This is a genomic window from Streptomyces sp. NBC_01288 (assembly GCF_035982055.1).
Lineage (GTDB): Bacteria > Actinomycetota > Actinomycetes > Streptomycetales > Streptomycetaceae > Streptomyces.
Genome location: NZ_CP108427.1, coordinates 7,648,659 through 7,663,902, shown reverse-complemented (window position 1 = coordinate 7,663,902; position 15,244 = coordinate 7,648,659). Strand labels below are relative to the sequence as shown.

The 15,244-nt window shown below is 70.5% G+C and carries 12 protein-coding genes; 2 read left to right on the top strand and 10 right to left on the bottom strand.

Annotated elements, in window-relative coordinates:
- Nucleotides 1–14: 14 nt before the first annotated feature.
- From OG194_RS34575 to OG194_RS34565, 3 genes are all read right to left on the bottom strand, one after another.
- Complete coding sequence (locus OG194_RS34575) at nt 15–1,187, bottom strand: ArsA family ATPase (protein WP_327404690.1); 1,173 nt, start codon at nt 1,185–1,187, stop codon at nt 15–17.
- A 375-nt stretch (nt 1,188–1,562) separates the two neighbouring features.
- Nucleotides 1,563–2,027, bottom strand: a complete 465-nt coding sequence (locus tag OG194_RS34570; RefSeq protein ID WP_327404689.1) for an SRPBCC family protein — start codon at nt 2,025–2,027, stop codon at nt 1,563–1,565.
- 147 nt (nt 2,028–2,174) lie between these two features.
- Nucleotides 2,175–2,930, bottom strand: a complete 756-nt coding sequence (locus OG194_RS34565) for a metallophosphoesterase family protein (protein ID WP_327407313.1) — start codon at nt 2,928–2,930, stop codon at nt 2,175–2,177.
- A 338-nt stretch (nt 2,931–3,268) separates the two neighbouring features.
- Between OG194_RS34565 and OG194_RS34560 the strand changes: the two genes are divergently transcribed.
- A complete protein-coding gene (locus OG194_RS34560) occupies nt 3,269–5,065 on the top strand; it encodes an AMP-dependent synthetase/ligase (protein WP_327404688.1) in 1,797 nt (598 codons plus the stop codon).
- A 22-nt stretch (nt 5,066–5,087) separates the two neighbouring features.
- On the opposite strand, the gene OG194_RS34555 is transcribed toward OG194_RS34560, so the two are convergent.
- The gene (locus tag OG194_RS34555) at nt 5,088–6,674 is read right to left on the bottom strand and encodes a GMC oxidoreductase (RefSeq protein WP_327407311.1); all 1,587 of its coding nucleotides are present in this window, start codon (nt 6,672–6,674) and stop codon (nt 5,088–5,090) included.
- Between the two features lie 581 nt (nt 6,675–7,255).
- Nucleotides 7,256–8,401 (bottom strand): glycosyltransferase family 4 protein, encoded by a 1,146-nt coding sequence (locus OG194_RS34550; protein ID WP_327404687.1) that lies wholly within the window; start codon nt 8,399–8,401, stop codon nt 7,256–7,258.
- A gap of 141 nt (nt 8,402–8,542) precedes the next feature.
- Between OG194_RS34550 and OG194_RS34545 the strand changes: the two genes are divergently transcribed.
- The gene (locus tag OG194_RS34545) at nt 8,543–9,778 is read left to right on the top strand and encodes a glycosyltransferase family 87 protein (RefSeq protein WP_327404686.1); all 1,236 of its coding nucleotides are present in this window, start codon (nt 8,543–8,545) and stop codon (nt 9,776–9,778) included.
- Between the two features lie 33 nt (nt 9,779–9,811).
- Here OG194_RS34545 and OG194_RS34540 read toward each other — a convergent pair whose 3' ends face one another.
- From OG194_RS34540 to OG194_RS34520, 5 genes are all read right to left on the bottom strand, one after another.
- Nucleotides 9,812–11,002, bottom strand: a complete 1,191-nt coding sequence (locus OG194_RS34540) for a hypothetical protein (protein ID WP_327404685.1) — start codon at nt 11,000–11,002, stop codon at nt 9,812–9,814.
- 30 nt (nt 11,003–11,032) lie between these two features.
- On the bottom strand, nt 11,033–12,055 hold the full coding sequence (locus OG194_RS34535; RefSeq protein WP_327404684.1) for a C40 family peptidase: 1,023 nt from the start codon (nt 12,053–12,055) through the stop codon (nt 11,033–11,035).
- Between the two features lie 242 nt (nt 12,056–12,297).
- Complete coding sequence (locus tag OG194_RS34530) at nt 12,298–13,332, bottom strand: C40 family peptidase (protein WP_327404683.1); 1,035 nt, start codon at nt 13,330–13,332, stop codon at nt 12,298–12,300.
- Nucleotides 13,333–13,542: 210 nt separating this feature from the next.
- Entirely contained in the window at nt 13,543–14,886 is a 1,344-nt protein-coding gene (locus OG194_RS34525; RefSeq protein WP_327404682.1) for an NYN domain-containing protein, read from the bottom strand.
- A 36-nt stretch (nt 14,887–14,922) separates the two neighbouring features.
- On the bottom strand, nt 14,923–15,162 hold the full coding sequence (locus tag OG194_RS34520; protein ID WP_327404681.1) for a hypothetical protein: 240 nt from the start codon (nt 15,160–15,162) through the stop codon (nt 14,923–14,925).
- Between the last annotated feature and the right edge of the window lie 82 nt (nt 15,163–15,244).

Sequence of the window (15,244 nt, the reverse complement as noted above, 5' to 3'; positions counted from 1 at the left end):
GCACCCACCGATCCTCACCTTCCCTGCGGCCACAGGTCCGGGTCGGGGGCGAAACGGATGCGCAGTTCGCCCTCGCGCAGGGCGGCGCCGGCCACGGTGCAGCGGCGCAGGGCCGACGGCAGCGGCACGATCCGGCGGAACCGGCCGACGGTGACGACGAGTTCGTCGCCGCGCCGGACCAGGTCCAGCTCGTCCCGTATCGCGCCGGGCAGCGGAATGCCCCAGACCAGCACGCCGTCCTCGGCCAGCCGGTCGGTGACCGGCCACTCGACCGCGGAACCGGCCTCGGTGACACCGGGCACGGCGAGCGCGGTGAGGTCGTCGGTGCCGCGCGGGTCGTGGCCGAGGTGCGGGACGTGCCGGACGTCGTCGTACGTCCCCTGCCACTCGTCCAGGGTCTTGCGCTGCTGCGCGTTGAGGCCGGCGAGCCAGGTGTCCTCGACGGACTCGGGCAGCACCCGGTTGGCGACCAGCACGTCGGGGCGCAGGCCGCGCAGGGCGAGCGCGAGTCCGGCCTCGCGGACGGCGTCGGCGCCCGCCGGTCCGGGCTCGGCGACCAGTCGTACGGTCGTGTTCCGGTCGGCGAGAACCGCTTCCACGGCGGCCAGTTCGACGTCCCAGCGGCCGGCCGTGTCGTAGAGCCACTCCGAGGGCATCGGGACGCCGGCGAGGCGGCCGAGGACCGGGCGGAGGGCGCGGGCCGCCTGGCGCTCCGCCGGGAGGAGGCGGCGTAGGTAGCGGCGGAGTTCTTCGGGGAGGGCGAGGAGTGCGAGCGCGTGGGGGGTGGGCGGGAGGTCCACGACGAGGAGGTCGTAGGCCTCGGACAGGGCCGCGTCCCTGAGGGCCCGGAGGAGGGCCAGTTCCTCGGCGCCGGGGAGGGGGGTCACCTCTTCCGCGTCCAGGCGGGCCGCGCCGAGGAGTTCGAGGGCGGTGGAGGCGCGGTCCTGGAAGGCGGTGAGGTCCGCACGGAAGGACTCCGTGGCGTCGGGGCGCCATGCCGTGAGGTTCTCGGCGGCTTCCACTGGGGCCGCTCCCGTCACCACGCCCAGGGCGGCGCCTAGGGTGTCGCCGCGGTCGGCACCGAGGAGGAGGGTCCGGGTGCCGGTGCCTGCGGCGGCTTGGGCGGTGGCTGCGGCGAGGGTGCTGCGGCCGCTGCCGCCTGGGCCGGTGATCAGGATGGTACGCATATGAGTGAACGGTAGTCGCTCGGTGGGGGTTGAGCGCCGCTGCCGGAGGCTCCGTCCCCGGACCTCCGTCGGCCCTGAAGGGGCCTCGTCCTCAAACGCCGGACGGGCTGGGTGATGCCGGCCCTCGTTCGAAAGGCGCCGGACGAGTTGGACGGTGCCGGCCCGTCTCAGCAACGCACCGCAAGACTGGATACAGCCGGCCGGCGTCAGAGAGGCGCCGCACGAACTGCGTAGCGCCGCCCCGCATCGGAAAGACACCGCACGGACCGGACAGCACGGGCCCGCGTCAGGAAGGCGCCGCGCGGACTGGATACGCCGACCCACGTCAGAAAGGCACCGCACGGGCCAGGAACGCCCGCCGGCGCCGAAAAGGCCCTACTTCTCGCCCGTCTCCACCGGCGGCTCGCCCGACTCCACCCGCTTCTTCAACCCCGCCAACGCCCGGTCGATGATGACCTTCTCGGCCTTGCGCTTGATCATGCCCAGCATCGGGATCTTGACGTCCACGGTGAGGAGGTACGTGACCTCGGTGGCGCCCGCGCCCGACGGCTTGAGGAGGTACGAGCCGTCCAGGGAGCGCAGCATCTGGGACTTGACGAGGGTCCAGGAGACCTCGTTGTCGCCGGTCCAGGTGTACGCGAGGGTCTGGTCGTCCTTGATCGCGCCGGCGTCCATGACGAGGCGGACCTGTTCGGCGCGGCCGCGTTCGTCGGTCTTGAGGACGTCCGCCTCCTTCACCTCGCCGGTCCAGTCCGGGTAGCGGGCGAAGTCGGCGATCACTTCCATCACTTCGGCCGGTGCCGCCTCGATCGTGATGCTCGAACTGGTGTGTTCCGCCATCGCTGTGGCTCCTCCAGATGCGGACCGGCAGGGCGTCGTCGTCGTGCGCATGTGCGTGCAGCGTGAAGGCTACCTCCCCGCCAACCCCCTTACCGCACCCCCTACCTGCGGACATCAGGAGGAGGTCAGGGCGAAGTCAGGAGGAGGTCACCACTCCAGCACCCACGGCTTGCCGCTCCCCGCGAAGTGCCCCACGTTCACGCACTCGGTCGCCCCGATCCGCATCCGGCGCACGAGCGGCTGGTGGACGTGGCCGAACAGTGAATAGCGGGGCCTGGTGCGGCGGATGGCGTCCAGGAGGGCGCGGCTGCCGCGTTCGAAGCGGCGCGCGACGGTGTCGTAGACCAGCTCGGGGACCTCGGGCGGGATGTGGGTGCAGAGGACGTCGACCTCGCCGACCGCCTCGATCTTGGCCGCGTACTCCTCGTCGCTGATCTCGTACGGGGTGCGCATGGGGGTGCGGAGGCCGCCGCCGACGAAGCCGAACGTCCAGCCGCCGATCTCGACGCGCTCGCCGTCGAGCACGGTGGTTCCGGGGCCGGCGTACTCGGACCACAGGGTCGGCATGTCGACGTTGCCGTAGGTGGCGTACGTCGGGGAGGGGAAGGCGGCGAACATCTCGGCGTACTGTTTCCGGACCGCCTTCTCGATCAGGGCCGCCCGGTCGCCGCCGACGCCGGACCAGAGGCGGGCGCCCAGTTCGCGGGCCTCCTCGAAGCGGCGGGCGGTGCGCAGCTCGACCAGGCGGTCGGCGTTCTCCTCACCGAAGAGTTCGGGGAAGATCCCGCGCGCGTGGTCGGCGTAGTCGAGGAAGAGGACCAGGTCGCCCAGGCAGATCAGGGCGTCGGCACCTTCGCCGGATCTGGCCAGGTCACGGGCGTTGCCGTGCACGTCGCTGACCACATGGATGCGCGTCCCGGAGTTACCGGCCGGTGTGGGTGCCATGACGATCAAGCGTAGGCGTGTGCGGCAAACGTGAACAGTGGCGGCGGAGCTTGCGGTTACTGGCCAGTCAAGAAAGGCGTGGACTACTGTGCGCGAGGAAACACCAATCTGTGTGACGCAGCGAACATCTCGCCGGACCCCCCTGTCGTAGGACCCATACCGACGGGTAACGTCCGGGCAGTCCAGTCGTGCTCAGGATTTCAACCACCGGGTCCTGACGCACCTGCCCGAGTCTTGGACCGGACCGTCGCATCACACAACGTCGTGGCGCCGGCGCCCTATGAGGAGCAGCAGTCTTGCGCGAGTTCAGCCTTCCGGCTTTGTACGAGGTCCCTGCGGACGGCAATCTGACCGACATCGTCCGCAGAAACGCCGCGCAGCACCCAGATGTCGCCGTGATCGCCCGCAAAGCGAACGGCGGCTGGCAGGACGTGACCGCCACGGTCTTCCTCGCCGAGGTGCACGCCGCCGCCAAGGGGCTCATCGCCTCCGGCGTCCAGCCCGGCGACCGGGTCGGCCTGATGTCCCGCACGCGGTACGAGTGGACGCTGCTCGACTTCGCGATCTGGTGCGCGGGCGCGATCACCGTGCCGGTGTACGAGACCAGCTCGCCGGAGCAGGTGCAGTGGATCCTCTCCGACTCGGGCGCCACGGCCGTCGTCGTCGAGCAGGACGGGCACGCGGCCACCGTCGAGTCGGTGCGGGCGCAGCTGCCCGCGCTCAAGCACGTGTGGCAGATCGACGCCGGCGCGATCGACGAGCTGGACCGCGCGGGCAAGGACATCACCGACGCGACCGTCGAGGAGCGCAGCTCGCTGGCGAAGGCCGACGACCCGGCGACCATCGTGTACACCTCCGGTACTACGGGTCGCCCCAAGGGCTGTGTGCTCACCCACCGCAGCTTCTTCGCGGAGTGCGGCAACATCGTGGAGCGGCTGCGCCCGCTGTTCCGCACCGGCGAGTGCTCGGTGCTGCTGTTCCTGCCGCTCGCGCACGTCTTCGGGCGGCTGGTGCAGATCGCGCCGATGATGGCGCCGATCAAGCTGGGCCTGGTCCCGGACATCAAGAACCTCACCGACGAACTGGCCTCGTTCCGGCCGACGTTGATCCTCGGCGTGCCGCGTGTCTTCGAGAAGGTCTACAACTCCGCGCGGGCCAAGGCGCAGGCGGACGGCAAGGGCAAGATCTTCGACAAGGCGGCCGACACCGCGATCCTGTACAGCCGCGCGCTGGACACCCCGGCGGGTCCGTCGCTCGGGCTGAAGATCAAGTACAAGACGTTCGACAAGCTCGTCTACAGCAAGCTGCGCGCGGTGCTCGGCGGCAAGGGCGAGTACGCGATCTCCGGCGGCGCCCCGCTGGGCGAGCGCCTGGGTCACTTCTTCCGCGGCATCGGCTTCACGGTCCTGGAGGGCTACGGCCTGACCGAGTCCTGCGCGGCCACCGCGTTCAACCCCTGGGACCGGACGAAGATCGGTACGGTCGGCCAGCCGCTGCCCGGCTCGGTCGTGCGCATCGCGGACGACGGCGAGGTGCTGCTGCACGGCGAGCACCTGTTCAAGGGCTACTGGAACAACGAGGCCGCCACGGCCGAGGCGCTGGCCGACGGCTGGTTCCACACCGGGGACATCGGCACCCTCGACGAGGACGGCTACCTCAGCATCACGGGCCGCAAGAAGGAGATCATCGTCACCGCGGGCGGCAAGAACGTCGCCCCGGCCGTGATCGAGGACCGCATCCGCGCGCACGCGCTGGTCGCGGAGTGCATGGTCGTCGGCGACGGGCGGCCCTTCGTGGGCGCGCTGGTCACCATCGACGACGAGTTCCTGGGCCGCTGGGCCGCCGAGCACGGCAAGCCGGTGGGTTCCACCGCGGCGTCGCTGCGTGACGATCCGGACCTGGTGCGGGCGGTCCAGGACGCGGTCGACGACGGCAACGCCGCGGTGTCGAAGGCGGAATCGGTGCGGAAGTTCCGCATTCTGTCCTCCCAGTTCACGGAGGAGTCGGGCCACCTGACGCCGTCGCTGAAGCTCAAGCGCAATGTGGTGGCCAAGGACTACGCGGACGAGATCGAGGCCATCTACCAGAAGTAGCGGGCCCGGTACGGGAGTTGGTCTATGACGCGGTGTCCTCGGCAAGGACCCGCGTCATCGTCCTTTCCGCGAGTGCGGTGATCGTCACGAACGGGTTGACCCCGATCGAGCCGGGCACCAGTGAGCCGTCGGTGATGTACAGCTTCGAATACCCCTTCACCCGGCCGTAGTTGTCGGTCGCCTGGCCCAACACGCAGCCGCCGAGCGGGTGGTAGCAGAAGTCGTCGGCGAAGACCTTGCTGGTGGAGCCGAACAGGTCGTACCGGTAGATCGTCCCGTTCGCCGCGTTGATCCGGTCGAACAGCTTCTTCGCCATGGCGACCGAGACCGCGCTCTGCGCCGCGGTCCAGCCGAGTTTCACCGTTCCTGAGGCGGAGTCGTAGGTGAACGACGCCCGCTGCGGGTTCTTGGTGATCGCCAGATACAGGCTGATCCAGTGCTCGATGCCCATCGGCAGCGGGGCGATCTCCGCGAAGACGGGGTTGTCGGTGTTGGCCCAGTCGTCGATGCCCATGACCGGCATCGTCGACTCGTTGGCGCCGACCGTGTCCCAGATGTGGTTGGCGCGTCCGACCATCGTGTTGCCGTTGGTCCCCCAGCCCGCGCCGACGCTCGCGTTGAGGGCCGGGAGGGTGCCCGTGTCCCGGGCGCGGACGAGGAGTTCGGTGGTGCCGAGGCTGCCGCCGCCGAGGAACAGATAGGTGCAGCTGTACTGCTTGGTCTCGACGACCGCGCCGGTGTCGTCGATCCGGTCGACGGTCAGGACGTACGACCCGTCGCTCGCCCGCGTGACCCCCTTCACCTTCTCCATGGTGTGGATGGTGACCTTGCCGGTGCCCAGCGCGGAGGCGAGGTAGGTCTTGTCGAGGCTCTTCTTGCCGTAGTTGTTGCCGTAGATGACCTCGGCGGCGAGCGCGGACTTGGTGGCGGTGCCTGCGGCCTCCTTCTGCATGTAGCCGAAGTCGTAGACGTTGGGCACGAAGGTGGTCTTCAGGCCGGCGGTGGTGGCGGCCTTCCGTGAGGTGCGGGTGAACTGGTACCACTCCGTCGACTCGAACCAGGCCGGGTCGACGGTGTTGACGCCGAGCATGGTGCGGGCGCGCGGGAAGTACGTGGCGTACATCTCGGTGGCGTCGACGGTGGGGAACTGCTCGGTGAAGTACGACTGGAGCGGGGTGACGGCCATGCCGCCGTTGACGAGCGAACCCCCGCCGACGCCACGTCCCACGTACACGGACATGTTGTCGTAGTGCACGCGGTCCAGGACGCCGGGGTACAGGCCGATGTCCTTGTTGACGATGTCGAGCCACAGGAAGGTGGCGAGCGGGGCCTCGGTGCGGGTCTTGAACCACATGGACCGCTGGTCCGGGGCGGAGGTGGAGCAGAAGATCTTGCCGTCGGACCCGGCCGTGTTCCAGAGCTTGCCCATCTCCAGGACGAGGGTGGTGATACCGGCCTGGCCGAGCCGGAGGGCGGCGACCGCACCGCCGTAACCGGACCCGACGACGATCGCGGGGGCGGTCTGGACGGCCGCGGGTTCGACGGCCTGCGCGGACTGCAGACCGATACGGGTGAGACCGGCGGTGGCGGCGGTCTGGAGGGCGATCATGCCCAGGATTTGACGTCTCGTCAGCTGATGCTGCGTCAGTTTTGCTGTCATGCGCGCAGCATGTGCGGATTATTGGGTTCCGCCAAGGGGCTGCGCCGGTTTTGGGGCGCCGTCTGGGGTGCCAACTGGGGTGCCGGGTGAGGTGGTTGGGCGGGTGCGGGTGGGGGGTGGCTGGTCGCGCAGTTCCTCGCGCCCCTGAAAGGCAGGGGGTTGCGCAGGCCTTGGTGGCGCCATCCGGGGTGCCGGGGGAGGTGGTCGGGCGAGTGCCGGTTGTGTGTGGCTTGGCGCGCAGTTCCCCGCGCCCCTAAAAACGAGGGGCACGGGCAAGCCGAGCCGCGAACGCTCGGCTCCACCCCGCGGCGCCCCGCAAACAGGCGCAGCCGGCCGTCTTTAGGGGTGCGAGGAACGGCGCGACCAGCCACACACGACCCGCACCCGCCGACTAGCCCGCGCGGCACCCCGAGTTCAGCACGGCCTCTCGACGCAACCCCCTGCCTTTCAGGGGCGCGAGGAACGGCGCGACCAGCCACCCTCCACCCGCAGCCGCCCGACCACCTCACCCCACACCCCGAATCGCGCCCCTAGAGCAGCTGCTCCTTGAGCCGCTCCGCCAGGAGGTCCCAGCGCCACCGTTCCTCCACCCACTGCCGCCCCCGCTCACCCATGTTCCGGCGAAGCTCCGCATCCCCGAGCAGCGCGGTGATGCGATCGGCCGCGTCCTCCGGGGAACCGCCGCGTACGACCCACCCGGTCTCACCGTCGAGGACGGCGTCAGGCGCGCCGCCGGAGTCGCCGGCCACGACGGGCAGGCCGGTGGCGGACGCCTCCAGGTAGACGATGCCGAGGCCTTCGACGTCGAGGCCCCCGCGCCGGGTACGGCAGGGCATCGCGAAGACGTCACCGGCACCGTAGTGCGCGGGCAGTTCGGACCAGGGAACGGCGCCCGTGAAGCGCACGGAGTCGGTGACGCCGGTCTCGCGGGCGAGGCGGCGGAGGTCCTTCTCGTACGGACCGCCCCCCACGATCAGCAGCACGGCCTCCGGCTCACGGACCAGAATGCGCGGCATCGCCAGGATCAACGTGTCCTGCCCCTTGCGCGGCACGAGTCGCGAGACGCAGACGACCACCGGACGGTCGGTCAGCCCGAGGCGCGCTCGGACCTCCGCCCCACCCGACCCGGGATGGAAGACCTTCTCGTCCACGCCCGGCGGGAGTTGGACCATCCGCGAGGCCGCCGCCGGACTCAGCGCGGCGGCGATACGCGAGCGCGTGTACTCACCGAGGTAGGTGATCGTGTCGGTGGACTCCCCGATGCGGTGCAGGAGTTGACGCGAGGCGGGGAGCTGGGCCCACCCGGCCTCGTGGCCGTGGGTCGTGGCCACGAGCCGTTCCCCGCCCGCCTTCCGCAACGCCGGCGCCATCAGCCCGAGCGGCGCAGCCGCCCCGAACCACACCGCCGTACACCCGTGTTCACGCAGCAGCCCCACGGCCCTGCGGGTCGCGGCCGGCGTCGGCAGCAGCATGGTCGTGGCGTCCCGTACGACGGTGAAGGGCTGCTCGGCGTCGAACGCCGCCGTCGCCTCCGCGCCCTCCCTCCCGCGCTTCCAGGTCGAGGCGTAGACGACGAACCGCTCGGGTTCCAGCCGTAGCGCCATGTTGTGCAGAAACGCCTGGATGCCACCGGGCCGGGGCGGAAAGTCATTGGTCACGATCAGGGTCTTGCGCACGCGGCAGACCCTACCGGCCCCACCCGACGACGACTCACAGGCCCGCACGGCCGCGCTTCATGGCCATCGCACAGGGGATCGGGAGAACATGTGCCCCACATCGGCAGGCACTGCACGGCACGGCAAGGAACAGGGGCTCAGGTGGAGATCGCGGGCGCGGGACGGCGGCTGGCGCCGCTGCTGGGAACCTGGGGCCTGACCAGAGTCGTCCTCCTGCTGTTCGTCTTCAAGGTGCTCGTGTTCCCGGGCCCGGACGTCACCAGCGACGTCTCGGTGATCTACCACGGCTGGTACGAGACACTCCGCCACGGCGGCTTCCCGCTGGACGACGTCACCTGGCAGTACCCGCCCGCCGCCGCCCTCCCGATCCTCTCCCCCGCCCTGCTCGGCTTCCTGGACTACGCGTCGGCGTTCTTCGTCCTCGCCTTCCTCGCCGACCTGACCGTCCTGGCCCTGCTCCTGTACACGGGCCTGCGCCCCGGCCGCACCCTCCGCGGTGCCTGGGTCTGGATCGCGGGCGTCCCGCTCCTCGGCCCGACCGTGTACGCGCGCTACGACGTGATGGTGACCGCGGTCGCGGTGGCCGCGCTGCTCGCGGGCTCCCGGCACCCGCGCGTGATGGGAGCGCTGGCCGGCTTCGGAGCGCTGCTGAAGGTCTGGCCGGCGCTGCTCCTGCTGGGCGCGGTCAAGCGCCGCGCGTGGGGAGCGGCGGCGGTGACGGTCGTGGTGATCGCGTCCCTCTTCGCGGTGTCGATGCCGGGCGCGTTCGCCTTCCTGAACTTCCAGCGCAGCCGCGGCACGGAGGTCGAGTCCCTGGGCTCCCTCGTCTTCCACGTGGCCCGGCACTTCGGCTGGCCGGGCCAGGTCCTCCTGAACTACGGCTCGGTCGAGTTCGTCGGCCCGTACGTCAACTGGGTCAGCACCGCCGCCCTGGGCCTCACCGCGATGGCCTTCGGCTGGCTCATGCTCTGGCGCCTGATGGCGGCCCGCTTCCTCCCCCACACCCTCGCGGACGCGGCCTTCGTGGCGGTCCTGATGTTCACGGTCACCAGCCGCGTCATCAGCCCCCAGTACGTCGTCTGGCTGATCGGCCTCGCGGCCGTCTGCTCCTGCTTCCGCGCCAGCCGCATGAGACTCCCGGTGGGCCTGGTCCTGGCGTCGGCCTTCGTCACGGTCCTGGAGTTCCCGATCTGGTTCGCCGACGTGGTCGCGAGCGACGGACTGGGCGTGACCCTGCTGATCGTCCGCAACGGCCTGCTGGTGGCCGCGACGCTCACCGGCGCACGGGAGTTGTGGCGCGCGTCTGTCACGTGGGCGGACGTGCCGCCGCTGCCGACCCAGGCGACGCGCTCGAAGGCGACTTCGGCGTCTTCCTGAGCCAAGACCCGTCTGAGCCAAGACCCGCCCGGATCAGCCGAGTTGAGCCTTCAGATACTCCCGCCACTCCGCCGTGAAGTCCCCCGACGTCACCCCGAGCACGCTCTTCAACGCGTCCTCCACCGACCCCGCCCGCTTCTTGTGGGCGCCAACAGCCCGGTAGAACTTGCCCAGTTGATCGACCCCCCACCGGTCCTCGATCATCCGGCAGGCCATCCAGCCGCCCTCGTACGCCTGCGCGAGCTTCGTCGACTCGCTGTCGAAGCCGAAGTCCTTGTCGGTGGGGAGGGCGGTCGGGAGGTCGCCGTCCTCCACGGCGCGGTAGAGCTCCGGGGCGGCCTGGGCGGGGGTGCGGCCGGTGCCTCGGTAGCCGATCCAGTCGGCGTAGCCCTCCGAGAGCCAGAGGGGGGTGGCGGCGGTGGTGTGGGCGCGGGTCGCGACGTGGGTCGTCTCGTGGGTCAGGACCACCTGCTTGCCCATGGAGCCCAGGAGCGCGTACGCGTCCGGGTTCACGATGATCCGGTCCGCGGGCGCGCTGCCCGAGCCGCCCGCCTCGCCCGTCGTCACCGCGGCGATACCCCGGTAGGAGGCCGCCGGTGAGCCCAGGAGGCCCGCCATGCCGTCCAGGGAGCCGGGGACGAGCACGACGACGTGCCGGGTCCAGTCCGTGCCCCACGCCTCCGACACGGCCGGTACGGCGTCGTCCGCGAGGGAGCGGTAGTCGCGGAGGGTGGCGGCGTCCTGGCCGACGCCCATGACCAGGCTGTGCGCGCCCTTGACGACGCTCACCTTCCCCTGGTCCCACAACTGTTGGCCGGACTTCTTCGCGGGCTTGTCCGAGTCGACGTACCACTGCCCGTCGGCGGTGAGGCGGAGCCCGAGCGTGCGGCCGACGGTGACGGGTGAGGTGTCGTAGCCCTTGACCTTGTAGCTCAGTTCGGCGTCGGCGGTCGCGGTGGCGCCGCTGGGGTGGAGGGAGGTCAGCCGGTAGGACCAGGAGGCGAAGGGGACCGCGCTCAGGTTCTCGTACGCGGTGCGCGCGCCGGTCCTCGTGTACGCCGTCTCGTCGTGGTGCAGGACCGCCGTGGACCGGCGGTCGAGGAGGCTCTGGACCTCCGCCTTCGCGCTGTTCGCCGCCGGCTGCCCGCCGCACGACACCAGCGAGCCGAGCAGCAGACACAGCGCGAGCACTCCGGAGCGCGACGCCCGCCTACGACCAGTCACTTCCCGATCGTACGACCCTTTCGGGCGGGTTCAGACCCTCGTGACCGACGAGATGGGCATCATGCCGACCGGGTCGTAGCGCACCGGCGCGCCGGGGTAGGGGGCGTGGATGACCTGGCCGTTGCCCACGTACATGCCGACATGGCTGGCGTCGGAGCGGTAGACGACCAGGTCGCCGGGCTGGGCCTGGGAGAGCGGGATCCGATGGCCGGCGTAGCGCTGTTCCTGCGAGGTGCGCGGGAGGTGGACGCCCGCGTGGGCGTACGACCACTGCATCAGGCCGGAGCAGTCGAAGCCGCCGGGGCCGTTGGCGCCCCAGATGTACGGCTTGCCGAGTGCCGTGCGGGCGGCGGCCACGGCTGCGGCGGCGCGGCCCGAGGAGGGGACGCCGGCGCCGAGGTCGGGGATGTCCTCGCGGGTGGAGCGGGAGGCCCGGTCGAAGGAGGCGCGTTCGGCGAGCGGCATCCGGTTGAGGAGCTGCCGGGCCTTGGCGAGTTTCCGTTCGACGGTCTTCTTGTGGGTGGCGACGGCCTTGCGGCTGCGCTCCAGTTCGGCGAGGTGCCCGGCGGCCTCGGTGCGTTCCTGGGCGAGTTCGCGCATGGCCTCCTGGAGGTCCTTGAGCTGGCCCGCCTGCTGGGTGGTGATGCGGTCGAGGACGGAGGCCTTGTCGAGGTAGTCGGCCGGGTCGTCGGAGAACAGCAGCGCGACGGTGGGGTCGATGCCGCCGGAGCGGTACTGGGCGCCGGCGAGTGAACCCAGCGCGTCCCGCATGGTGTTGATGCGCTGCTGCTGCCGGGCGATCCGGTCCTGGGCGTCGCTCACCTGCCGGTGCAGCTGTCCGGCGCTCTCGTCGGCCTTGTCGTAGGCCTCGGTCGCCTGCTCGGCCTCGTGGTAGAGCCGGTCCACCTCGGCCCGGGAGTCGTCGTGCGGCGCGGCCACGGCGGAGCCGGCCGGCAGGGCGCCGAGTGCTGCTGCGGCGGCGGACAGGACACAGACCGCGGCACTGGCGCCTCGGTCGAACCCGGACGGTGCAAGGCGACGACGGGATCCCACGGGAAGCCGCACTTCCTTCCGCTGGCGGACACGGACCGCTCCCCCGGTGCGGGGAAACGCGCCAGACAGTAGCTCTGTGAAGGGGTGCGGGCCAAAGACCGCCGCAGGCACACAACGTGACGCCCCGCCTATGACGCAGGTCATCGGCGGGGCGTGGGGTCAGCCCGGTGTGTCGTAATTCGCCCGTTCGGGCGGTGCGCAAGGGCCGGAGAACGACCGGAGAGGAACCGGACGGGCTCGGATCAGATCCGGACGCCGAACTCGAAGGTCATATTGCCGATCGCCTCGTAGCGGACCACGGCGCCGGTGTGCGGGGCGTGCAGCACCTGGCCGTTGCCCGCGTAGAGGCCGACGTGGTGGAAGTCGCCGTAGAAGATGACCAGGTCGCCGACCTTGAGGTCGCTCTGGCTGTAGATCCGGGTGCCGGCGTTCGCCTGCGCCTCGGACGTGCGGGGTATGGAGACGCCCGCCTGCGCGTAGGCCCAGGAGGTCAGGCCGGAGCAGTCGAAGGAGGACGGGCCGGAGGCGCCGTAGACGTACGGGGAGCCGATCACGGACTGGGCGGCGGCGAAGGCGGAGGCGGCGCGGCCGGAGGCGGAACCGGTGCTGCCGAGGTTCACGCGCGAGCTGGAACGGTTGGCGGCCTGCGCCTGCTCCTGGTCCAGCGCCGCCTTCTCCGCGGCGGTCAGGGTGTTGAGGAGCTTCTGGGCCGAGGCCAGCTTCGCCTTGACCTCGTCCTTCTTCTTCTTGAGCTCGGTGCGGGTGGCGGAGAGGTCCTTGAGCTTGCTGCTCGCCTCCGCGCGCTCCTGGGCGAGTTCGCGCTGCTTGCCCTGGATCTTCGTGAGCGCCTCGACCTGCTGGGCGCTCAACTGGTCCATCGTGGACGCCTTGTCGAGGTAGTCGTCCGGGTCCGAGGACAGGAACAGCTGGATCGAGGGGTCGATGCCACCGGTGCGGTACTGGGCGCTCGCCATCGTGCCGAGGCCGTCCCGGAGCTTGTTGAGCTCCTCCTGGCCGCGGGCGACGTTGTCCTGGATGGTGGAGATCTCCTTCTGGAGCTTCTCCTGCTTCTCCTGGGCGCCGTCGAGCTTCTCGGTGGCCTGCTCGGCCTGCTCGTAGAGGGCGTCGACCTTCGCCTTGACCTCGTCCTTGTTGGGCTTCTCGCTCGGCGCGGCGTTCGCGGCCTGGGAGCTGAGAACAACGGCGGCAGCGGCTGCGGTGGTCAGCACAGTGACGCGCGTGCGGCTCGGCTGCTTCGGTCGACGATGGGACGCCACGGAGTCGAGCTCCTTCTATTGAGTGATCACCCGTTCGGAGGTTCGAGGCCTGACCCTAGTGATGTTTCTGTGATCAGTTCAAATCCTCACACGAAAAAATGCTGTCACTCAAAGCATTCTTTGCACATAACCAACGTGCAGTGATGGCCGATTGACGCTACGTTGCGTGACGGTTCGGTCAATTCCGGCATTAAACCTGTACGTTGACCTTCACGACAGTCGCTTGAGGAGTACCGCAGAAGCGACGGGCCGGGCGCCCGCCTTCGCGATGCCGTCGGCCACCTCGCGGTCGGTCGACGCGACGATGACGGGCCGGCCCGGCGGCTCGGCGCGCACCAGCCGGCGGATCAACTCGTCGGCGGTGACGCCGGGTTTGGAGAACAGCACCCGCACTCCGCGCGGCGGCGCGAGCAGCACGGGCGCGGCCAGCTCGGCCCCGTCGAAGACACAGGTGACCTCGGCGCCGGTCTGCGCGGCGAGCTGCGAGAGCTGCCCCAGCAGCCTCAACCGCTGCTTCTCCAGGGGCATTTGGGGATAGCCGGTCTTGGTGACGTTGTAGCCGTCGACGACCAGGTGCGCCTGCGGCAGCGCGAGCAACTGGTCAAGGATCGCCGGGTCGTTGTCCGACAACGCCCGCGCCGCGATGTCCTTCGGGGTCATTCGTCCCGGTTCGACCGCGTCGACGGTCTCGGCGGGCCGTACGGAGACCGGCGGCAGAGCCAGTTCCCTCCGCAGCCCCTGGGCCGCGTCCAGCACGGTGTCGAGCAGCAGCCGTACCCGCATGTCCTCGACGCTGCGGCCCTCGCGGGCGGCCTTGCGGGTGGCCTCCAGGGCCGCCTCCGCCTCGCCCAGCCGCACCTTGAGGCGGCGGCCCTCGCTCTCGGCGGCGGACACCTGGACCTGGCTCTCGGCGCGCGCCGCGTCCGTCTCGGCACGCAGCTTGCGCAGGGCGGCCTCGCCGCGTTTGACGTCACTGTGGGCGGCGCGCAGCTTGCGGTGCAGCGAGTCCGCTTCCTTCTTCGCCGCGTCCAGCTCGGTGCGCAGCCGCTCGGTGTCGGCCCTGGTCGCGTCCCGCGCCTGCGCCAACTCCTCGCGCAGCCGCTCCAGTTCGGCCCGGCTCTCCTCGTCGGCGCGCTCGGCGTCGGCACGCAGCGCCTCCTCGCCGGCGGCGGTCACGAGTTTCACCCAGCCGGCGGGGCGCAGAACATAGGCCGCGGCCGCCACGTCGAGCGGATCCGCGGCCGGGGGCGGCGAGCCGGAGTCGAGAGCTCCGGCGAGCTCCGACTGGGCCTCTCTCAGCTTCTCCCCGATCCGCTGCCGGAACAGCGGATCGGTCTCCAGAGCGGCGGCCATCGCGTTCCCGGCGAACTTGGCGCGCCGGTTGGGGGCGAAGCGGGCGTACTGTCGTAGCTGCGCGGGCAGTTCGGCGACGGTGAGGCCGCCGAAGGCGTCAGAGACGATCTGTACGACTCTTCTCCGCACGCCGTCGGGCAGCGGACGGTCGAGCACCTCGGCGGCGCCGTCGCCCGGCCCCCCGCCTGAGTTCTCCACCATCCTCACACCCCAATGTCTGTGCGGGGCCTCTCCCTCTCAGGAGGCGGCGCCCGGCCTGTCCACGAGTTCCACCTGGTCCATGGCGTTGCACCAGCGGCAGCGCACCGACTCGATGGTCTCACTGACCACCTCGCGCTCCTCCACCTTCGGCTCACCCGCCAGGTCCAGGTGGAGGTACTCCACGACCTTCGACGAACGCGTCACGTCGAAGCGCGTGAGGTTGCCGCAGAGGGTGCAGCGCCACCGCGTGGAGGCAGTCGGCAGGGGAACCGTCATCGTGGCTGTCCGCTTCCTTCTCGTTCCAGTTTCCGTGATCGCCGGTTTCCCCGGCGAGTGTGGCTCGTAACCCTACGGCCTG

Bases quoted from the DNA above. Each gene is read 5' to 3' on its own strand.
- OG194_RS34575 (WP_327404690.1), bottom strand. From the start codon at position 1,187: ATGCGTACCATCCTGATCACCGGCCCAGGCGGCAGCGGCCGCAGCACC.
- OG194_RS34570 (WP_327404689.1), bottom strand. From the start codon at position 2,027: ATGGCGGAACACACCAGTTCGAGCATCACGATCGAGGCGGCACCGGCC.
- OG194_RS34555 (WP_327407311.1), bottom strand. From the start codon at position 6,674: ATGATCGCCCTCCAGACCGCCGCCACCGCCGGTCTCACCCGTATCGGT.
- OG194_RS34525 (WP_327404682.1), bottom strand. From the start codon at position 14,886: ATGGTGGAGAACTCAGGCGGGGGGCCGGGCGACGGCGCCGCCGAGGTG.
- OG194_RS34520 (WP_327404681.1), bottom strand. From the start codon at position 15,162: ATGACGGTTCCCCTGCCGACTGCCTCCACGCGGTGGCGCTGCACCCTC.